15 protein-coding genes and 2 pseudogenes are annotated in these 20,369 nt (G+C 41.7%); 10 read left to right on the top strand and 7 right to left on the bottom strand.

What is annotated here, in order from left to right:
- Positions 1 to 3 precede the first annotated feature (3 nt).
- A complete protein-coding gene (locus KO533_RS21510) occupies positions 4 to 639 on the top strand; it encodes a hypothetical protein (RefSeq protein WP_173248256.1) in 636 nt (211 codons plus the stop codon).
- The gene (locus tag KO533_RS21505; RefSeq protein ID WP_242068362.1) at positions 640 to 858 is read left to right on the top strand and encodes a FliM/FliN family flagellar motor switch protein; all 219 of its coding nucleotides are present in this window, start codon (positions 640 to 642) and stop codon (positions 856 to 858) included.
- 592 nt (positions 859 to 1,450) lie between these two features.
- On the opposite strand, the gene KO533_RS21500 is transcribed toward KO533_RS21505, so the two are convergent.
- The gene (locus KO533_RS21500; RefSeq protein ID WP_219256057.1) at positions 1,451 to 1,999 is read right to left on the bottom strand and encodes a winged helix-turn-helix domain-containing protein; all 549 of its coding nucleotides are present in this window, start codon (positions 1,997 to 1,999) and stop codon (positions 1,451 to 1,453) included.
- 1,175 nt (positions 2,000 to 3,174) lie between these two features.
- Between KO533_RS21500 and KO533_RS21495 the strand changes: the two genes are divergently transcribed.
- Positions 3,175 to 4,095: a LysR substrate-binding domain-containing protein gene (locus KO533_RS21495; RefSeq protein WP_219256024.1), complete on the top strand. Its 921-nt coding sequence runs from the start codon at positions 3,175 to 3,177 to the stop codon at positions 4,093 to 4,095.
- Between the two features lie 22 nt (positions 4,096 to 4,117).
- Positions 4,118 to 4,225 (top strand): annotated as a pseudogene (locus tag KO533_RS22685) (transposase); the annotation flags it as partial.
- Positions 4,226 to 4,505: 280 nt separating this feature from the next.
- On the opposite strand, the gene KO533_RS21490 reads toward KO533_RS22685, so the two are convergent.
- Positions 4,506 to 5,438: an SGNH/GDSL hydrolase family protein gene (locus tag KO533_RS21490; protein ID WP_251073514.1), complete on the bottom strand. Its 933-nt coding sequence runs from the start codon at positions 5,436 to 5,438 to the stop codon at positions 4,506 to 4,508.
- Between the two features lie 865 nt (positions 5,439 to 6,303).
- On the opposite strand from KO533_RS21490, the gene KO533_RS21485 reads away from it, so the two are divergent.
- Entirely contained in the window at positions 6,304 to 7,503 is a 1,200-nt protein-coding gene (locus KO533_RS21485) for a cytotoxic necrotizing factor Rho-activating domain-containing protein (RefSeq protein WP_173248247.1), read from the top strand.
- Positions 7,504 to 7,735: 232 nt separating this feature from the next.
- Here KO533_RS21485 and KO533_RS21480 read toward each other — a convergent pair.
- Positions 7,736 to 8,169 (bottom strand): annotated as a pseudogene (locus KO533_RS21480) (transposase); the annotation flags it as partial.
- 359 nt (positions 8,170 to 8,528) lie between these two features.
- Between KO533_RS21480 and greB the strand changes: the two are divergent.
- From greB to KO533_RS21465, 3 genes are all read left to right on the top strand, one after another.
- Positions 8,529 to 9,032 carry a transcription elongation factor GreB gene (greB, locus tag KO533_RS21475; protein WP_219256063.1) on the top strand — a complete coding sequence of 168 codons (504 nt, stop codon included), beginning with the start codon at positions 8,529 to 8,531 and terminating at the stop codon, positions 9,030 to 9,032.
- Between the two features lie 162 nt (positions 9,033 to 9,194).
- Complete coding sequence (locus tag KO533_RS21470; protein ID WP_219256020.1) at positions 9,195 to 11,558, top strand: Tex family protein; 2,364 nt, start codon at positions 9,195 to 9,197, stop codon at positions 11,556 to 11,558.
- Positions 11,559 to 11,776: 218 nt separating this feature from the next.
- Positions 11,777 to 13,741, top strand: a complete 1,965-nt coding sequence (locus KO533_RS21465; protein ID WP_219256018.1) for an LTA synthase family protein — start codon at positions 11,777 to 11,779, stop codon at positions 13,739 to 13,741.
- A gap of 99 nt (positions 13,742 to 13,840) precedes the next feature.
- Here KO533_RS21465 and KO533_RS21460 read toward each other — a convergent pair whose 3' ends face one another.
- Together KO533_RS21460 and bioH are read right to left on the bottom strand one after the other, a co-directional pair.
- Entirely contained in the window at positions 13,841 to 14,398 is a 558-nt protein-coding gene (locus tag KO533_RS21460) for a hypothetical protein (protein ID WP_173248241.1), read from the bottom strand.
- A 61-nt stretch (positions 14,399 to 14,459) separates the two neighbouring features.
- Positions 14,460 to 15,254: a pimeloyl-ACP methyl ester esterase BioH gene (bioH, locus tag KO533_RS21455; RefSeq protein WP_219256016.1), complete on the bottom strand. Its 795-nt coding sequence runs from the start codon at positions 15,252 to 15,254 to the stop codon at positions 14,460 to 14,462.
- Positions 15,255 to 15,286: 32 nt separating this feature from the next.
- Here bioH and KO533_RS21450 point away from each other — a divergent pair, with 32 nt between their 5' ends.
- Positions 15,287 to 16,078: a ComF family protein gene (locus KO533_RS21450; RefSeq protein ID WP_219256014.1), complete on the top strand. Its 792-nt coding sequence runs from the start codon at positions 15,287 to 15,289 to the stop codon at positions 16,076 to 16,078.
- Between the two features lie 241 nt (positions 16,079 to 16,319).
- Positions 16,320 to 16,898 carry a Fe-S biogenesis protein NfuA gene (nfuA, locus tag KO533_RS21445; protein WP_006079591.1) on the top strand — a complete coding sequence of 193 codons (579 nt, stop codon included), beginning with the start codon at positions 16,320 to 16,322 and terminating at the stop codon, positions 16,896 to 16,898.
- Between the two features lie 84 nt (positions 16,899 to 16,982).
- On the opposite strand, the gene KO533_RS21440 is transcribed toward nfuA, so the two are convergent.
- Both KO533_RS21440 and KO533_RS21435 read right to left on the bottom strand, forming a co-directional pair.
- Positions 16,983 to 18,920, bottom strand: a complete 1,938-nt coding sequence (locus tag KO533_RS21440) for a S9 family peptidase (protein WP_219256012.1) — start codon at positions 18,918 to 18,920, stop codon at positions 16,983 to 16,985.
- An 80-nt stretch (positions 18,921 to 19,000) separates the two neighbouring features.
- Positions 19,001 to 20,368, bottom strand: coding sequence for an MATE family efflux transporter (locus tag KO533_RS21435; RefSeq protein ID WP_219256010.1), 1,368 nt, complete (start codon positions 20,366 to 20,368; stop codon positions 19,001 to 19,003).
- Between the last annotated feature and the right edge of the window lies 1 nt (position 20,369).

The raw sequence follows: 20,369 nt of genomic DNA, 5'->3' as shown, positions 1-20,369 counted from the left end.
GAAATGCTAGATATTCAAGCTAGATCTATGACCAGTGCTATTCCCACTCCTGAGTCCGAGGCTAAGGCGCTCGAATTGGCCTTGAACCAGCTTCCCATAGCGACTAAAGCGGTTAAAGCATCATCTTCAAATTATTTATTTTCAGCGGGCAATCGAGACCCGTTGAGTCTGATTGATACAATTCTTTCAAAATATATTTCAGAACAGACAAAAAGTGCTGAAGCTAAAGCTGACAATATTTCATTAAAGTCAGAGGCCATTGCCGAAATTAACCGCCTATGGGGGTTAATTATGAGTGATAGATTACCGAACACTAAACCTGGTGATGATAAAAGCACTAAGTTAAATGGAGGCAGTGCAGCGGGATTTTTGAGTCAAATAGACGACATCATTAAAACTAAACTTGGCAATCCTCAGGGCGTTGGAGAGATCGCGGGTACTGATTGGAGCACTAAGAACGTAACTTATGATCAACTCCAATCTATGAATGCAACTATGACAGCATATTGTGACACCATCCAAGTCGATTTAGATACTGAGCAACAAAAGTTTAAAAATACTATGACAGAAATTACCTCTGCTCAAGAAGAGATCCGTGATGTCCGTCGCTCAATTATTTCTATTTCTCAGGGAGGCTAAATGATGCGCATCGCGATAGATGTTGTTATTGCAAATTGTACTATGACATTGGATGAACTTAATCATTTACAAACAAGTCAAATTAAGCCAGTAAACGACTTTGTTCAATCTGAAGTATTATTAAAAAGTGGTAATGAACTGATAGCAACAGGCTCATTAATAAAAGTAGATGACCAGTTTTATGTTTCTATTGAGCAAGTTAATAACATCGTGAATTAATTTATATTTTCAAGTTAAAACCTGTAATAGTTAAATTAATATAACGATTTATCTATTGGTTAAATCTATATATTTGTGGCGCATGTATATCAGAGGATATCTTGTGCCTTTATATTTTATTTATTAGTAAGGTTTTTCTGCTAACTATATTGATTGGCATTAAGAGTTTATATATTATGCAAGCAAGTGTTAATCAATAGTAACTTATTTAGATATAAAGCACTATGAAAAAATTTAATCAGATTTGAGTAGATGCGAAGTTAATTAGATAGACGTGTTTATTGCAAATAATTAGGCTGATAGATTTTTTAGTAAGGTACTACCTCCTATTCTAAAGTGTAAATGCTCTATTATAATTATGTATTTCGCTTGCTGATGTCTTTGGAGAACTTATTTCTGTAGAGTTAATGCGTAGCTATTCACTCTTCATCACTATATCTGAGCTAGATTTATTGAATTATATAATATCATTAGCCAATGCCTTGGCTATATAATACTAGTGTATTTTGATTTTTATGGAATATATTTACAGCTAATTTTTACATGCTTCTAATATATAATGAGATATTTAAAAAAACAGCTTCTATAGTTATTAAAATATTTTATTTATGGTAACAATAGCTACAACGGTAAACATCGATGCAAGTAGTGAAGAAATTAAGCATACTAAGAAAAAATATACATGATTAATAGACAAATTTTCTCGCATCATTTCCGTTCTCTCTATAAAATATGAAATCATGCCGTGATTGTTTAAAACTTTATTTCCTTGTTCGATACTTTTGATTTCAATTATATCTTTTTTATCGGGAATTTGAATGTCCGTGGTACTTTTATCTAAAATAAGTACATAACCTTCTTTTGAAATTGTTTTGATTTCGCAAGCTAAGTTGTCGAATTGGGTAAGGGTTTTTCGCAAATTTGAAATAGCTTTTGTCAAGGATGTTTCACTTACAAATACTTTCCCCCAAACTTTTTCTTGAATATATTCCTTATTTACAACACTATTAAAATTATCACATAGTAACTTTAAGATTACTGCCTCGCGACCACCTATTTTCACTGTATTTTCTTGTGTACTAATCTGTCTTTTAAGTACATCAAATACTAACTGATTTCCCAACACATAGTTTCTTGTCATTTTTTAGCCCTCTTAAGCTCACTCGCTTGATATAAGTCTAGTGTTAAGTATGATAAATGGACCCTATTCGTTTTATGAATAAGGTATTTAATGATTTTTTCTTGGTTATTAGACTAGTTTGTTTGACAGCTTTTTGCTGTGTCATTTGCTTGCCGTGCTCATTACTGTCAAAAGCAGTCTTTAGTCTATTTATGCGCTTACATCGTGCAGCAATTTATTCATCGCTAGCGACTCATTTTGCTATATTGTGTTTTATAAATTAAAAATTAGTCATTTTATTAAGTTTAGGAGATAACTTTGTATTGCCCTCAGCACTTGATTTCTGTGTTATTCCTTGTTCGGTCATTTCAAATATTGTTGTTGATCAAGTTTAATTTACTTCAATAGTTAAACTATGTATCAATCGAAAAACACCGCCTTGTAAGTAAGTTAGTAATTTATATTTTTTTTGTAATTGTTTTTTTTGGATATTTTCGTGATTTTCTGGATAAAAATTTTCACATTTCCCAGTTGTGTCATGATAGTTTTTGGTAAATCTGCAAGTATATCGAATTGATATTTATGATTTTAATATGTACTAAACAACAAAACTATGCGTCAAGTGCTCAATAACGGAGAGGCATACTAGCGAGACTTGCTTAAAAAAAAAACTATATTTTTTTCATGGCTATGAATTTTTTGTTCTTTTGCCCTTTAACTTGCGAAGTTAATTTTCATAACACACTGTTTTTTGATGGTTTGATGGTTTGATGGTTTTATGGTAATTATATTGTTGTATTATTTGTCAAAAATGACCTTGAGGTTGTTAAAAAAGTCATTGCAGTGATTGATCTATGCCAACACACCTTCCTACAGTCAAGAGGTTTTTATCTGATAATATTTTCTGCTATAAGTCGAATGAGGTTGCAGTACACATTAGGTCTCATGGGCTAAAACTAGGAATGTCTGCGATACTAAGTCGTTGTATGCTGAAGCCAAATTTTAATAAGTCACTACTTAGTAGCAAATACCCTTTATCTTAAACAAGAATTATTACTATTATTAATTGAGTGTTGTTTTGCCAATGGAGGTATTGCTTTTAAGTTCTAGTTATTACTCAGAGTGATCCTATCTACAGCTATCCTGCGTATGGAAATGTAGTAAAAAAGAAAGTCCATTATATTGAAGGAGATAGAATGAAAGCGTTGCCGAAACTAAATCAACTTAGAAATCTTAGGGCTATTATTCAACATGGAAATATTAGTGCTGCTGCACAAATGCTTCATCAGACACAGTCGACATTGACGAGAAGTATCCAGGAGCTTGAAAAGACGCTGGGTGTTACCTTGTTAGACAGAGGGATGAATAGCACTGTATTAACTAAAGCCGGCATGATGTTTGAGCCTAGAATGAATTTAATCCTGAATGAGTTAGAGAGAGCAGTTGATGAATTACGACAAATTGAGAAATTATCAGATGGAAAAATAGCTTTTGGTTGCTCTCATTTCCCAGCTACTAGTATTGTTCCTGATGTTATTAAAAAGTTCCAAGAACGCCATAATTCCACTCGGATTACTATTATTGAAGGGCAGCTTTCTGAATTACTAAGCTCTTTACGTATGGGGAAGCTAGATTTTTTTATTGGCGTTGTATCTTCCGATTTAATGCTTAATGAGTTTGTTGAAGAGAGGTTGACATCGTGTAGTTTTTCGGTCGTAGCTCGCAAAGGACATCCTCTTGCTAATAGTACTTCACTAGCTGAACTACAGGCTGCAAAATGGTATATTCCAGCTGCAAGTCATGGATATTATAGCGATTTAGAAATAGTAATTTTTCCTCATGGAGTCAAATCTTGTGGTTCGGTAATTTTTGGTGATTCAAGTGCCATCGCTCGGAAACTTGTATTAAATGAGGACTATTTGTTTGTTGGTCCTAGACCTATGTTTTTAGCTCCACATCACAAAGACTTGATATCTATTATTCCAATTAAGGATAAGCTTCCTGAGGGCCATTATAGCTTGATTTTTCCTCGTAACAAAAAATTAACTCCAGCTGCATTGAATCTCGTTAATGAAATTCGCTTTGCATATTTTGATTTCATAAAATCGCATAGCTAATTTATTAGGGTAAATCTAGATTAAGATATTTTATAGCCCTGTGGTGACGGCTCTGCAAGAACTCACCTATTACTGTGAACACTTAGAAAAACGACGGCGGCATTTTACGACAAGCTGTCAGCACTTTTAAAAAACTGACACCAAAACTATTTTAAACCGCCAACCTTTAGGCAGTGAGTTGGCGAAACTTAAATATGTTATTTTTGAAAGAATTAGCTCGATTTCTACCTCTATTCTGTATTTAACTACTTTTAGTATTTCTTATTAAATCGACTTCGGGAACTATCGCTCGAACGCACATAATATTTTTTTTAACATGGGGGCTAGATTTTTTGTTGTTCCATAATATAATTAAATTATTGCGTCTAATTAATATGGACGCAATAAAATCTTATGTAATTGATAATTTTTTAATTATCGGTTAATTTTCCAAATTTATAGATAATATAATCGCTCATTCGAGATGCTAACATTTGGTGTACCTCTTGGCTTGGATGAACTTCATCATGAAATACATGCCGATGTGCAGGATCAAAAGCTTTACTCGTGCCAAAGATATCCACATAACCGACACTATTTGCTGTGTGAGTGTCATAACCTACCTTATCAGCTTTATCTAGTAATTCAGTAAATTGATTATCGAAATCGAAAAACTGTATATTTACTCCTTCGGCCTTATATCGCTCCGCGAGTTCTGCTATTTTTTGGCTTAGGCTAGCATTATGTTCACTGGCGAGAGCACTATTACTGGTGCAATATGTTTCGTCTTGTTTTTGGGCATAGGCGGTCTTCGTGAAGTCTGGAATCCCTGTAACTAAGATGTTTTTTATTTTTTTATTTCCCACTAATTTAGTGATTTGTTTCTCGTAACAGTGTACCACTTTTTGAGTGTCTTTCTTATCGAACGTCATATAATCGTTGCTGCCCAGAGCGAGTATGACTAAGTCATCAGATTTAAAATCATGTTTTTTAATTTGACGTTCCATGTTGGAAATAAACCAGAAGGTGGGATTTAACTTGGAATATTTAGCCGCTACAGCACCACCTTCGGCATAATTTACCAGTTCTTTATTCAAATAGGCAGGTGAAGATATAAAATCTGGCCATACGAAACCATTGGTAAAACGTCCAGCGTGATATTGTTTAGAGGAAAGCATTATTCCCAAGGTTTTTGATTTCATTCGGCCTTCTGAATCCGATAGACTATCTCCTATCACGACCAAACGTTTAATATGATTCAGTGATGCGTGATCATGAGGGGTTAATATATTAGAAAGCCTTTGTTGACGCTCTTGGTGATCATTTACTGCGACTTCAAATAAACGGTGGCTGAAGTCTGTCATCTGAGTGGGTCCATCAATCGTATCCTGTGTCGATACAGGTCCATTCACCACACTATTATGGTGCTGATACTTTAGTCGTGAGTGTGGAGATTGGGATGATGCTAATAGAGGCCGAACATGTTTTATTGAGATTGTAGGATTGCGGTGTTGGGTGTTCGTATTGAGTGGTACGAATATTGTTCCTTGAACTATGCGAAATGGCATAGGGATATTTCCTATTGGTTATCTGTCGGTTTTATGACTATCAGACTTATTAGACAGATGTACACCATAAAAATAATGAAATACTCTGATGATTATTGAATTAGAGCTTGAGGTCTGTATCTATATGGTTTCTAGACGATCATACTGTATTGGCTTGAAAATATTTTTCTATCCAAGAGGCCTTATTACTTAAATCACTCTCCAGTGACCCCATTCCTACCTTGTTTCCTGTGCTAATTGACCCTCTGGCGGATGGGCATAGCTAGCCTTATGACTTGTTCATCACTTTTAAACCTGACTGTTGTAATCCCGCAGACTCAATTTCGGGCTGATGGACTGTTTATAACAATTTACCGATATAGCTCACCTTTACATGGTGAGTATTTTAAAGGTGAGGTAGCGGCATTAGCCATTTATAGTCACCACCTATGCATTGTATTTACTAATTTTTATTTTTTTCAAACGTGTTTTCTGTGGCTAAAGTTTAAGTCTATCAATCCTGCTTAGTGAAGGAGGAGTGATAATATTTATTCATGTTTATTCACGTTAGTTCTCTTAAATAGTTTTTGATAATTAAAAGTGATGAAATATTATATTTTTTCATTAAGGAAATATACTGATATCGAATATGCTCATTTTTTAACTCAGTGGAAAACTTGACATGCGCATGAATATATTTAGTAAAGCTAACTCTTATGACTTATTGACGCCGAATTTAAAAAATAGCGATAATGCGTCACCGATTCAATTGGTTTCTGTTCGTCCGTTGACTGAACAAGAGAAGAAAAATTTAACAAAAAATAAAACTTATTCTAACTTTATTAAAAATAACAAATCAATCAAGTCTGCAACCGTACTGACTAAAATTAAATCTTTATTTGATAATAGCTCTGGTAAGAACAAAATGTTAAGTAAGCGAGGCTTAACTATTGAAGTTAAAAAAGGTTCAACTGAAGAAGCAAGTGCTCAATGGAAAAATGACCCGCTACGAAATCACTTCAAGTCTGCAGACTTATCGTTACACAGCCTATTATCGGACAAGCAAACTGTTCTTAAAGGTCAATTGTCACCCTTAATCGGTAAGGGGATTATTGGTTGTCATAAAAAATACGAATACTTGCCTTTTCCTATTACTCATATTCAAAATGATAAGGATGGTAAACATGTATCTTCGGATACTCTTGAAAGTAAAGCTGGGTTAGGATATTACACTGGCGAGCATATCGCACCGGAAGAAATAATTCCAGGGAGCCCAATTGGGCAGTATTTTCATCAAGCATTATTTGATAAAAACTTGCACATTCTCGCTATTGATAATGGCAATAAAGGTACTTTTGGTATCTCATTTGATTTAAATCAAGTCAAAGAGGGCCAGCCTATTTTAGTTCATTGTAGGAGTTTGTCGGGTTGCTCAGTTGTGTTTGCCACTAAATCGAATAAGTTATTTGCTTTCCATGCTGGTCAACGCCCAAATGAAAAAGAACATTGGATTACAGCCGAGAAAGGTGCGGAATCGATTGCACAAAGTGCTGATTTTTTAGCTAATGGCACATCAAATACGTTATCATGCACTAATAACCAAGAGTTAGTAAGTTATTTATCAAACCATTTTGACCAATCTGCTTTTATTTATTGTGGTCACGGAGAGTCAGTCATGAGCCAACCCAATGTAAACTGCTTTGATTATAATATGGGACCACAGCGAGATGAACCCCGTGTAGGAAATGCCATGGCTTTAGTTAGTAAAAATAAAGGTAAAATCAGTGTGAATGTATTAGGAGATGATCTTGGTATAGATAGCGGTAGCTTTGAAACACGATCATTGCAACATTCGATGTTCGCATTATTTACTGACAAATAGTTTTCTCGTTAATTGGCTAATTTTGCTCTATTATATTAACTAATTAAGCAGCTAATCAGTTGGAAACAACTATTAGCTGCTGAAAATGTTATTAAGAAAATTGTTAATTTTTTAAAAAGTCATTTATTAGGTTAAATTATAACTAGCGGTCGTTGGTTTTTTCTTTGAACTATAAAGTTTCTGAAAGCTCACGGCTAAATTGCGTGGCTATACGTATCTACAGTTTACGCTACACTCGGCGCTTCCCATCTGTCCCATGCTTTTTAATTTTCCACTCGCCTTCGCCATCGATTTTCAAGTCCGTCGAGTGGATAGCAAAGTGTTCAATGGTGCTTCTTGTCTTGGTTTTTAAGGCGATATTTACGCTTTTTGCTCGCTTGATGATATAGGTGTAATGAGAGCAAGATAGTTGGATGTCGCCTAGTTTAAGCACTGAATTGATAAGGCCTTGCAGGGCTCGCAACGGCATAGAGAAAACATGTTTAACCATCCGGTGGTAATAGCTAAGGTCACTAAACAAGCGGGGACGCCTTTATTGCAATGCTCAGTTTTCGTTTTCCACATTGCGATAGCCTCTTCATCAATCCAGAAGGTAAGCAAACCACGGTTTATCAAGGCTTGGTTATAGCGTTTCCAGTGAGTGGTTTTGTCGTGAGGTTTTGGCACGATTGATAGTGAAGAAAGTGGATTATGCTGATCAGATCAGCAGACAGTGTTTTAGTTCAATCGATTTAGGAAACAAAGCTCTTTTATAGCCCAAGCTGACCAGCAATAACCGCCAGCTTAATGATGGGCAATACAGCTATTGTATTTATTGGATTGATATTGATAGAAAACAGTAATGTATCAGCCGATCGAAGCTGAAATGGTTACTAAATTGGCATCAGTGAAAGAGGTGATTTAAAAGCCATTATGCACAGAGATGATTTAGTGAGTTAACTTTAGCGTCTAGTCTGAGTATCATCAGTCTAATATATTATCCCGCATCAATTGTGGTCGTTTAATCCAACGATTGAGTAATGAGTATGAAAGCGCATTTGATCACCCGACAGGGTTGGCAAACTTTAGATAAAGAATTGAAGTATTTGTGGAAGAAATATCGGCCGCAAATCACCCTTAAAGTCCAAGAAGCGGCGGCGCAGGGCGACCGTAGTGAGAACGCGGACTACACCTACAACAAGCGTTTGTTAAGACAAATTGATGGCCGAGTCAGATACTTAGTTAAGCGGTTAGAAGAATTAAAAATCGTCGATTACTCGCCGCAGCAGGAAGGTAAAATATTCTTCGGCGCTTGGTTTGAGCTTGAAAATGAAGCCGGTGATCGCGTGCGTTATCGGATCGTCGGTAAAGATGAGCTCGATACAAAATTAGGCTATATCACCATCGACTCGCCCATGGCGCGTGCCTTAATCGGCAAGCAAGTGGATGATGAGGTGCTAGTGCAAACACCCTCGGGTCCAAAAGAGTGGTATATCAATCAGATCCGTTATACCCCTTTTGAAACTACTCTCGCCAGCGAGGCGAATTAACCACAGACTTGCCGCTCTTAAAATAGCGGCGGTAGTCACGGGATTGCGGGAAAGATCAAACTCTCTGATTTGACCTAGGCTTTAGCATGAAACATACGGGGCGCCTGTGGTATCTTTGGCGCAATAACGATTTACTTTACAGTTAGGCACGACACTTTATTTATGCAAACTAATGCACATAACATCGCTCTGATTATCGCTCAAGAACTGAATGTTCGTGAGCAACAAGTTGCCGCAACCATCACTTTGCTCGACGATGGCGCGACAGTTCCCTTCGTTGCTCGTTACCGTAAAGAAGCCACAGGCGGTTTAGACGATACACAACTGCGTACCTTGTACACACGTTTAGGTTACCTGCGTGAGCTGAACGACAGACGTCAAGTGATCCTGTCTAGCATCCAAGCTCAGGGTAAGTTAACGCCAGAATTACAATGGGCGATTGACGAGGCAGACAGTAAGACACGTCTCGAAGATTTATACCTGCCCTTCAAACCTAAGCGTCGTACTAAGGGCCAAATCGCTATCGAGGCTGGGCTTGAGCCATTAGCCGATGCATTACTGGCTGATCGTAGCGTAGATGTCGAGACTACAGCGGCAGGCTATATCAATAGCGAAGCGGGTTTTGCCGATGTTAAAGCTGTGCTCGAGGGCGCGCGTTATATCCTGATGGAGCGTTACGCCGAAGACGCTGAATTACTGCGTAAAGTGCGTGAGCATTTAAGCCAAAACAGTGTGTTAGAAAGCCGTTTAATTGCTGGCAAAGAGAAAGACGGCGCGAAGTTCCGCGATTATTTTGAGCATACAGAACAGTTAGCTAAGATCCCATCACACCGTGCGCTGGCTATGCTGCGTGGGCGTAATGAAGGTTTCTTAACTTTATCTATGAATGCTGACCCAGCCGCTGAAGCGGGCCAAGGTAGTTACTGCGAAGTGATTATCTGTGATCATTTAGGGCTGAAATTAGGCGATAGCAGCGTTGATCAGTGGTTGAAAACCGTGGTGACGGCGACATGGCGTATTAAGATTGCCCTGCAGATGGAAACTGAGTTTATTTCGCAAATGCGCGAACGCGCTGAAGCCGAAGCGATTAAAGTTTTCGCCCGTAATCTAGGTGATTTATTGATGGCCGCTCCTGCGGGCGCGAAAGCCACCATGGGACTCGATCCTGGTTTACGTACCGGTGTTAAAGTCGCTGTGGTCGATAACACAGGTAAGTTGTTGTGCCATGCGACTATTTTCCCACACGCACCGCAAAATCTGTGGGAAAAGTCGATCCGTACTTTGGCTAACTTAGTCAAAATGCACAAGGTTGAGTTGATTGCGATTGGTAACGGCACTGCATCACGGGAAACTGACAAGCTGGCCGCTGAGCTGATTGCCGAAGTGAAAGATACCCATCCACATTTGACCAAAGTGATGGTCAGTGAGGCGGGTGCGTCTGTGTATTCTGCATCGGAATTGGCGGCGTTGGAGTTTCCTGATCTTGATGTGTCGATTCGTGGCGCTGTGTCTATCGCCCGCCGCTTGCAAGATCCATTAGCCGAGTTGGTGAAGATTGAGCCTAAGTCTATCGGTGTCGGTCAATATCAACACGATGTGAGTCAAAGCCAATTATCGGGTTCGCTGGAAGCCGTGGTGGAAGATTGTGTAAACGGCGTGGGTGTAGATCTCAACATGGCCTCAGTGCCGTTATTGTCACAAGTGGCTGGTTTAAATAAGACGTTAGCGAAAAATGTGGTCGATTATCGCGATGCCAATGGTCAGTTTAAGAATCGTAAAGAGCTGCTGAAAGTACCGCGTTTAGGGCCTAAAGCCTACGAGCAAGCGGCGGGCTTTTTGCGTATTCGAGAAGGGGACAATCCACTCGATGCCTCGTCTGTGCATCCAGAGGCTTATTCGCTAGTGGAAACTATCGCTAAGACTAAGCAAGTAGAGTTGGCGAGCCTGATGGGTAACTCTGATTTGCTGCGCAGCATCAAGGCAGAAGAGTTTATTACGGCGGAATTTGGTTTGCCGACGGTCACAGATATTTTAGCAGAACTGGATAAGCCTGGACGCGATCCCCGCGGTGAGTTCAAAACCGCCAAGTTTAAAGATGGTGTTGAAGAACTTAAACATCTGAAACCTGAAATGGTACTCGAAGGCGTAGTGACCAACGTGACTAATTTTGGTGCCTTCGTTGATATTGGCGTACATCAAGATGGACTCGTGCATATATCTTCTCTAACCGACAAGTTCATCAGCGACCCGCACACAGTGGTGAAAGCGGGAGATGTGGTGAAAGTCAAAGTTATGGAAGTTGACGTTGAGCGCCGCCGCATCGGTTTGAGCATGCGTTTGGATGAAGCTATCGACCAGAGCAAGCCACAGCAAAGACCACACAATCCTGCCAGAACTAATCATGGTAAAACACCGCAGTCAGCGAAACCGGCTGCGCGTCCTGCGCAAAAGCAAACACCTAAAGCGCCAGCAAACGCGGCCATGGGCAATGCCTTTGCCGATGCCTTCGCTAAGCTGAAAAAGTAGACGCTGTAATGTAAATACTCGGACATACGTCATGTCCGAGTCGACTTTTTAACCTGTTACTCACAAAATTGTTGCATAAATGTCGTCTTAGGGAATATAAAGTCGGCATTTAATGCAACGTTAAGCAAAATCGGTTGTCATAGCACAGCTTATTCACCGATTTTTCAAATTGACACTCCAAAGCAGAGTGGCTCTTTTTACACGTTTTGGGGTAACACATGCAATCTGGTTTATCACCTCGCGGGCGAAACAATGCCCATGGGCCTTTCCGCGCCATCTTTATTTTTTCGTTATTAGTGCTTTTCATTGCCACCGCGAGCCGTATCGCTTTAGGGCTGTGGCAAGCCGATCGCGTTGCCGCTGTGGATGGTTGGTCGCATCTCTTAATCCAAGGTTTACGCGTCGATATCGCTACCCTGTGCTGGTTATGGGGTATTGCTGCCTTAGGAACCGCATTATTTTCAGGTGATCATTTTATTGGCCGTCTGTGGCAGCCGATTTTGCGGGTGTGGTTAACTGTCGGTCTGTGGATCATACTGTTTTTAGAAGCATCGACCCCCGCCTTTATTGAAGAATACGGTTTTCGTCCGAATCGTTTGTATGTGGAATATCTGATCTACCCGAAAGAAGTGCTTTCTATGCTGTGGGCGGGTCGTAAGCTTGAGCTTATTTTCTCAATATTATTAACCATAGGTACACTCTGGGGCGGTTGGGTTCTCAGTGGTAAACTGACGAGAAACCTGCGCTTTCCACGCTGGTATTGGCGTCCAGTATTAGCGCTAATCGTTATCGCAATTACGATATTAGGTGCCCGTTCAACCTTGGGTCATCGTCCGCTTAACCCCGCTCTGGTGGCCTTTGCTGACGATCCATTAGTGAACTCTTTAGTGATTAACTCTGCCTATTCCTTGGTGTTTGCCATCAAGCAGATGGATAGTGAAGAAGATGCTTCTAAAGTGTATGGCAAGCTAGATAACGCGGAGGTTATTGCAACGATTAGGCAGGAAAGTGGTCGCCCTGAAAGTGCCTTTACTTCAACGGATATCCCATCACTGAGCTTTAACCAAGCCAGTTATACTGGTAAGCCAAAGAACTTAGTGATCCTACTGCAAGAGAGCTTAGGCGCCCGTTTTGTCGGTAGTTTAGGTGGGTTACCCCTGACACCGAATATCGATGCCTTGTCTAAAGAAGGTTGGTATTTCGATAACTTGTACGCTACTGGTACACGATCTGTACGCGGAATCGAAGCCGTGACAACAGGTTTTACGCCAACGCCCGCTCGCGCTGTGGTGAAGCTAGGTAAGAGCCAAGTTGGCTTTTTCAGTATTGCTGAATTGCTTAAAAATCATGGTTATACAACGCAGTTTATTTATGGTGGTGAGAGCCATTTCGACAATATGCGTAGCTTCTTCTTGGGCAACGGCTTTAGTGACATCATAGATCAGAAAGATTACAAATCTCCGGCCTTTGTGGGCTCGTGGGGCGCGTCAGACGAAGATTTAATGCGTAAGGCCAACAGTGAGTTTGAGCGTCTGCATAGCGAAGGTAAGCCTTTCTTTAGTTTAGTGTTTAGTTCGAGCAACCATGATCCATTTGAATTCCCAGATGATCGTATCGAACTTTATGAACAACCTAAGCAAACTCGCAATAATGCGGCGAAATATGCCGACTATGCGGTTGGTGAGTTTTTCAAATTGGCGAAAAACGCAGACTATTGGAAAGATACGATTTTTATCGTGGTTGCCGACCATGACAGCCGAGTGGGTGGCGCGGATCTGGTGCCAGTATCGCGTTTTCGTATTCCGGGATTAATTCTTGGGGATAATGTTGCGCCAAAACGCGATCATCGTATCGTGAGTCAAATTGACTTGCCGCCGACTTTGTTATCCTTGATTGGAATATCTGACTCTTACCCTATGCTGGGCCGAGATTTGACCCAAGTCAGCGATGATTGGCCAGGGCGTGCTCTGATGCAATACGATAAAAACTTTGCGCTGATGGAAGGTAAAGATGTTGTCATTCTGCAACCAGAGAAAGAGGCACAGGGTTTCGAATATAATGAAAAAAACGAGCAGTTAACGCCTCATCCACCCGCTGCTGCCGCGCTAGAGAAGAAAGCCTTAAGTTGGGCATTGTGGGGCAGTTTAGCCTACCAGCAAGAGCTGTATCGTTTGCCTAAATAAGCGTTAAACAGAATGGAAAATGCCGCTATTTTTAGCGGCATTTTTGTTTATCATTCAGGTTAATTTTGTTCGCAAACGGATTCATACGATTGGAATAGGTTAAATCCACGTCGACATAATAGATTCTTGCTCTGGCTGAGTCTGTTGTTGATAGAACTGACTAATGCGTTGCCCAAGTTGTTGATAAAATTGACTCGATTCGCCTTGAAGCGATTGCCTTGCCGTACTGCTGGTATTCGCTTTGGCGTTACTGCTGGCATAATTTGCCGCACCTTGACTGACCTTTAAGCGTATATCCTTACGTTGCAGCGCCGCTTGGCCTCTTGCAGCAATTTTTAGCGTTTTAGGTAAAACACGCTCGGCCACTACAAGGGGCGCTTTTTTCTCTTGCTGTTGTTGGTTCTGTTGCTGTGAGGATTGCTGTTGCTGCTGTTTTTCTTGAACTTGTTGCTGATTATGCTCGAGCGTTTTCGCCTGTTGTTGAGCTTGATCCGCTGTGCGTTCATTCTGTGGATTAAAGGCGCGTTCTTCGTGACCTTTAGTTGCCGCTTGTGGTGGGATGACCACAGGTTTCAGTTGGTTGTCGACCCGAGCCGAGTCCGTCGCGACATTACTGGTCGCTAGCGGGACTTGGGGGTAGTTACTGACAACTAACATGGAAAATTCCTTGGCACATTAATGGTTAAATACTAGTCATTAATCGCTCAAAGATAAAGCGTTAACGTGTCTGTAACGTTAACCAAGGCATAAATACCTGCAAAAACTCCTGCTGATGGGAAATAAAGGGCGCGTGAGAGGCTTTGGCGAGCATCACATCCTCACTTTGAGCTGTGATGGGCATTTTAGGTGGTACGCGTTTGGGCACTAGCCCGTCGAGTCGGCCCCAGATCCTTAGCCAAGGTTGTTGCAACTCTATCAGTTGTTGCCTTAAGTCGACGTCGGTCAGCATATTTAGGCCTTGAGTTAAGGCTCTGGTATTGGGTAAAGGACGTGCGAGGACAAGATCGCGCAGTTGTTTGATGTCTTCCTTGGCGGTTTCGCTACCCATGGCTTGAATCGCCAGAAATCTCTCTATAGTTTTAGGTAAATTTTGGCCGATTTGTTCTCTAAATTGATGAAGGACTTGTGGCGGAATGCCCGGCCATGCTTCGTCTTCCCTTGCCATAAAGCAAGGGGATGAGGCAATAGTAATCAAGCCTTTGATTTTTTGTGGATAACTTAACGCTGCCTGAGTCGCAACGAGCCCACCGAGTGACCAGCCGGCCCAAATAGCGTGTTCAGGTAATGCAGCGACTAAGGTATCGACCCAGGTTGATAGGCCACCTTCAACCATTTGGCTATGGCCGAAGCCCGGCAAGTCTACATAGTGCACCCTATACTGAGACAGTGACTCATGTAATGGCGTAAACACAGCGCTATTCACTCCCCAACCGTGAAGCATCACCAGATCTGGCCCTTGGCCGCTGATTTCAATATGCAAATTTGCTTGGTTTGTGGATGTCACTTGGCTCACTTGAGTGCCTCAAAAATGGATTAGGTGAATGTATGCCGCACTTTGTCAAAAGGATTTGGCCGCAATCTGCTTTGCGGATAATGCGTTTAGGCTATCAACTCGGTACAAGGTGGTTGGCGGGCAGTTTACCTAACCGTTGCCTGCTGTGCCACCAATCCATATCACTTCCCGAGACTGGCATTTGCGCCATTTGTCTTCAATCTGGCTTATATCATGGGCCTATTTGCTTAGGTTGCGGTAAGTCGATGCAAATAGAAGTCGATTATTGCGGTGAATGCCAAAAGCGCCAGCCACGTAAAGTTATTGCGCCTTGTAGTTATCATCAAGGTTTGGGTGCTTGGGTTGGTGCGATTAAATATCAAGGTCAACTTGCCGCTTTGCCCGTGCTGTGTCGCGCCTTAGTGGCACGACTTAAGGTATTAGAACAGCAAGGATTAATCTCGCTGCCTCAAGCGATAGTGCCAGTTCCATTGCATCCAAAACGTTTGCAACAACGGGGATTTAATCAGGCTTGGTTAATTGCCCATGAGTTATCGCAGCTCTTGCAATTGCCGTTAGTGAGCGAAGGGTTAACGCGTCAACAAGACACTCGACCGCAGGCGGGGCTTTCGGGTGCACAGCGACGACGCAACTTACATGATGCCTTTATGTTAGCGGATGATTTTGCGTTCCAGCGTGTTGCATTGGTGGATGATGTGGTCACCACTGGCACCACAGTCTCTGAAATTGCTCGCTTATTCGAAGCGCGTTATGTACATGTTCAAGTATGGTGTTTGGCAAGGGCTGAAGCGCCAGGCTTGTTGGATGATCACGATAATGAATGAGAAGTATGTTGATAACGTCTTATAATATCCGCTCAAGTGACTGTCTTAGTAGCATTATTCGATTTTGATGCGTTGAGTTTTTATCGTTTAATTAGTCCAAATGACTAAGTCAAATCGTGATCGCTATGGCAAAAATCCATAAACTTGCTATCCAAAGGACTACAAAGCGAAGGTGAGTCGGAGTATCATACGGCTAATTCTTACTAAAACACTCAGGTATCCCCTGACGGAGCAGGTTTTCATGATTACCATTTCCGATGCGGCTCAAGCCCATTTTGTTAAGTTGTTAGCAGATCAACCTGAAGGCACTCATATTCGCGTATTTGTGATCAGTCCTGGTACCTCGCAAGCCGAGTGTGGTGTGTCTTATTGTCCACCGGATGCAGTGGAAAGTGATGATATTGAAATCGAGTTCACTGGCTTCAATGCTATGGTCGATGAGAAGAGTGCACCTTTCCTTGAAGATGCCACCATCGATTTTGTGACTGACCAATTAGGTTCACAACTCACGCTCAAAGCACCTAACGCAAAAATGCGTAAAGTGTCTGGTGATGCACCTTTAGTCGAGCGTATCGAATACGTGATCCAATCTGAAATCAACCCTCAGTTAGCCGGCCATGGTGGTAATATCATGCTGGTTGAAATTACCAAAGAAGGCGTAGCCGTACTGCAGTTCGGCGGTGGATGTAATGGTTGTTCTCAAGTTGATATCACCCTGAAGGATGGTATCGAAAAACAATTGTTAGACATGTTCCCAGGTGAGTTGACTGGCGTACGTGACGTGACAGATCACCAACATGGTGAACATTCTTACGCTTAATCTTGTTTGTTAAGCTGAATGAAAAACGCGACCTTAGAGTCGCGTTTTTTATATTTGGCTTCCGCTTTAAGTGCTGTTGTTAAGTTATAACTTTGGGTTAAGATTGTCAGCTAAGAACTTATCTAAGGCTTTAAACGTCGCGAGTCTGTTGTCGTTATTGCTCAGGTAATGATCACCATTTTCCAACTCAATATACTCCACTGGTTTATTCAGTGATTTGAGCTCGTCATACATTTCTCGGCTATGTTGAACCTTAACGACTCTGTCTTTATCGCCATGAAGCAGTAATACTGGGATGTTAATTTTATCTGCTTTACTGATAGGTGATCGCTCATAGAGGGCATCGAGATCATCTCCTATTTGCTCTTTAACCACTTCATAGTTGGTATGTCTGCGGCTTGATTTTACTAGGTAGGCCACATCGGTCACACCAGCTACACTGATGGCGCAACGGTAAAGATCGGGAGTCATGGCAGCCCCCATTAAGGCCGCGTAACCACCATAACTCGCACCGGCAATACAAATGCGTTTGGGATCGCTAATCCCTTGCGCTATTAGGTAACGAGTCCCGTCTTCAACATCGTTTTGCATTTCGAGCCCCCAGCTTTTTAGGCCAGCCTTCATAAACTCATAGCCGTAACCTGCCGACCCCCTGAAATTCATTCGAAATACTGCATAACCCCGATTAGCGAAAAACTGTGCCCAATAGTCAAAGTCGTTACTGTCGTAACTGATCGGGCCGCCATGGGGGAAAATAATCGTCGGTAGCTGTTTAGCTTCGAGTCCCTTTGGTATTGTTAGGTAAGCATCGATTTTGAGCTTATCCCTTGCTTCGTAAGTTAGATGTTGGGTGTTGGCGAGTAGCTCACTATTGAGCTTGCCGTATCTGTTCGCGATGGGATATAACGTTTTTTCGTCCCTATCGCCGAAATAATAAGTGCCAGGCTCGGTCGAGCTGGTGGAATACACTATGTAGCGGCGTTCATTTGCACTGAATTGAGTAATATAGTTGTGAGCATCGGGTAATACAGCCTTAAGACCATTTTGTAGTCCGACATATTCTGTTTCCCAGAAGGTGTATTCCTCGCCGTCGCCTTCACTGATACCAATGACTTTTTTCTTTAATTGCGAGTAGAGTAAATCCCCTTCGACGTCAGTTGCTTCATTGGCGTAAACCAACTCTTTTGTAAGATTAGGGTCGGTCAGGTTCACTTTAAAAATGGCTTCGAAACCTTGGTGATAGGCGCGAACGTAGAGGATATTAGGGTCTGCATCAAAACCTAATGGCCAAACAGTGTCCTCAGAAAAAGCTTTAAAGGTCCAAAGCAAGCGTGAATCACTCTTTTGCTCGGCCTGTTCATAAATGCGGTACTCAGTATCATCGTTGTAGATAGAAATTCGGACTTTGTGCTGCCTGTCGGTAATCCAACTGATGATCTTCTTTTTAGCATTTTGGGTGTAACTGGATTTCCCCTGCGCTAAATTGACTTTCAGAACGCTGTCTTCGCCTACGTTTTCTCCCATTCCGTCTAATGACAGTAAAATATTATCGGGATCATCTGGCATAAGATCGATAATTTGTCCCTGATGTTGCGGGATCCAATTAAGACGGTCTAAGACGCTGCGCGGAAGGACACTCGAGGTCTTTTTCGTGGTCAAATCATACTTAACAAGGCGGGTTTCGGTTGTAGGTGTACCGTAACGGTTAGCCGGAAACTTAGCACTGATCAGTAAGATATTATCGTTTGCCCACTGCAGAGACAGGATGACAAATTTTTGGTTATCTGTGTGCAGCGGAATGCTTTTTTCGCCTGTTTCTATATCTTGGATACTAACGACAGTACCTTTGAGTTTGGCTTGATCGACCCGTACAACAGAAGCGATTTTTTTGCCATTAGGCGAGAGCTGCACAGAGCTAACATCTGGGATGCTTGCAAAGGCTTCAACGGGTAATTGTGGCGCAGTGTTGGCAACCGTATAGTTACATAGCCACAGCAATAGCAGCGGTAAAATCCTTTTCATTATCGATTCACATCTTTGTTACAATTGTAAAATCAACATAATAATGATTTTGAGATTAGTAAACTACTGTCTTTACAGATTTATTTATGTAAAAAGGCCTGACTGAAATAATAATGCCCCGCGAGCGTTAGGCTTCTGACGATCATAAAGACACTCATCGCGGCCCAGAGGGCATGGTTGCCTTGCTCTGGTAGTAATAGCAGCTGCAGTAAATACCATGTTGGGAAAAACGCGCCAAAGGTGGCGAGTATCATGCTATTGCGCATCACTTTTCCTTTAGCGGCACCTATGTAAACACCATCGAATAAATACGAGCTAAAGGACCATAAAGGCAAGAATATTAGCCAGATAAGATAGGTTTGCGCAGTGGCTCTGACCTCATTAATGCTGGTCAATAACGCGATAATATTACTGCCAAAAAGACTAAATACAGCGCAGAATCCTAGTGCCGTTATGGCCGACCAGCACCAAGCTAAGATCACAGCTTCCCTTAATTGTTCTGCCTGTTTTTGCCCATAGGCTCGACCGACTTCTGCCTCGGCATAATAGGCAATGCCATCGAGTGCATAGGAGATTAATAGCAGTAAATTCAATAACACGGCATTGGCCGCAACGGTATTATCACCTAGACCTGCACCATGGAATGTCATAAAGGCAAAAGCTGCCTGCAAACAGAGACTGCGGACAAAAATATCTGTGTTGAGCCTCAGTAATTTGCCATAACCCGTTAAGGTGACATAGGGGAATAGCTGAGATAAGTGAAACTCGGGTGCGCGCTTGAGTTGTTGTAACACCATAGTGAGTGCAACTGAGAAAGCGGTGATATCGGCAAAGACTGAGGCGAGGGCAGCGCCTTTGACTCCCCAACCTAAGCCGAGGACAAACACCACATCGAGAATAATATTGGCAAGGTTGGCTAAAATCAGCTGCCACATGGCGGCTTTAGGTTGTTGTCGCCCTAAGAGCCAACCTAACATCACTAAATTGAGCAGGGCGAAGGGCGTTGACCAAATCCGTACCTGAAAATACTCGCGGCAATAACGTTCGACCTCGCTACTCGCTTCGGATAATCCTAACGCTAAATTCAATATCGGGACTTGCAGTGCGATAACGCCTGCGCCCAATAACATCGCTAGCATAGCGCCTTGGACTAAGAGTTTGTGCTGGGCGTGAAGATCGTCAGCACCAAAGGCTTGCGCGACTAAACCTGTCGTCGCCATACGCAAAAATCCCAATAACCAAATGATTAATGTGATAATCGTTGACCCGACAGCGACTCCCCCTAAATAATAGGCCTCACTCAGATGGCCTATAACAGCCGTATCGACTAAGCCCAACAGCGGGATAGTGATATTGGAGAGTATCATCGGCAGGGCGAGCGCTAGTAACTGGCGATTTTTCGCGCCGTTGAGCATGAGGTCGAGCCAAGTTGATTTAGCAGTATTCATT

Source organism: Shewanella sp. NKUCC05_KAH, from assembly GCF_019345585.1.
In the GTDB taxonomy this organism is placed as follows: domain Bacteria; phylum Pseudomonadota; class Gammaproteobacteria; order Enterobacterales; family Shewanellaceae; genus Shewanella; species Shewanella oncorhynchi.
Note: the sequence above shows the minus strand (reverse complement) of the source record. Positions and strands in the feature narration are given on the sequence as shown.

Coding starts and splice junctions, on each gene's coding strand:
- KO533_RS21510 (WP_173248256.1), top strand. CDS start 4: ATGCTAGATATTCAAGCTAGATCTATGACCAGTGCTATTCCCACTCCT.
- KO533_RS21505 (WP_242068362.1), top strand. CDS start 640: ATGATGCGCATCGCGATAGATGTTGTTATTGCAAATTGTACTATGACA.
- KO533_RS21500 (WP_219256057.1), bottom strand. CDS start 1,999: ATGACAAGAAACTATGTGTTGGGAAATCAGTTAGTATTTGATGTACTT.
- KO533_RS21495 (WP_219256024.1), top strand. CDS start 3,175: ATGAAAGCGTTGCCGAAACTAAATCAACTTAGAAATCTTAGGGCTATT.
- KO533_RS21490 (WP_251073514.1), bottom strand. CDS start 5,438: ATGACAGACTTCAGCCACCGTTTATTTGAAGTCGCAGTAAATGATCAC.
- KO533_RS21485 (WP_173248247.1), top strand. CDS start 6,304: ATGCGCATGAATATATTTAGTAAAGCTAACTCTTATGACTTATTGACG.
- greB (WP_219256063.1), top strand. CDS start 8,529: ATGAAAGCGCATTTGATCACCCGACAGGGTTGGCAAACTTTAGATAAA.
- KO533_RS21470 (WP_219256020.1), top strand. CDS start 9,195: ATGCAAACTAATGCACATAACATCGCTCTGATTATCGCTCAAGAACTG.
- KO533_RS21465 (WP_219256018.1), top strand. CDS start 11,777: ATGCAATCTGGTTTATCACCTCGCGGGCGAAACAATGCCCATGGGCCT.
- KO533_RS21460 (WP_173248241.1), bottom strand. CDS start 14,398: ATGTTAGTTGTCAGTAACTACCCCCAAGTCCCGCTAGCGACCAGTAAT.
- KO533_RS21450 (WP_219256014.1), top strand. CDS start 15,287: ATGCCGCACTTTGTCAAAAGGATTTGGCCGCAATCTGCTTTGCGGATA.
- nfuA (WP_006079591.1), top strand. CDS start 16,320: ATGATTACCATTTCCGATGCGGCTCAAGCCCATTTTGTTAAGTTGTTA.
- KO533_RS21440 (WP_219256012.1), bottom strand. CDS start 18,920: ATGAAAAGGATTTTACCGCTGCTATTGCTGTGGCTATGTAACTATACG.
- KO533_RS21435 (WP_219256010.1), bottom strand. CDS start 20,368: ATGAATACTGCTAAATCAACTTGGCTCGACCTCATGCTCAACGGCGCG.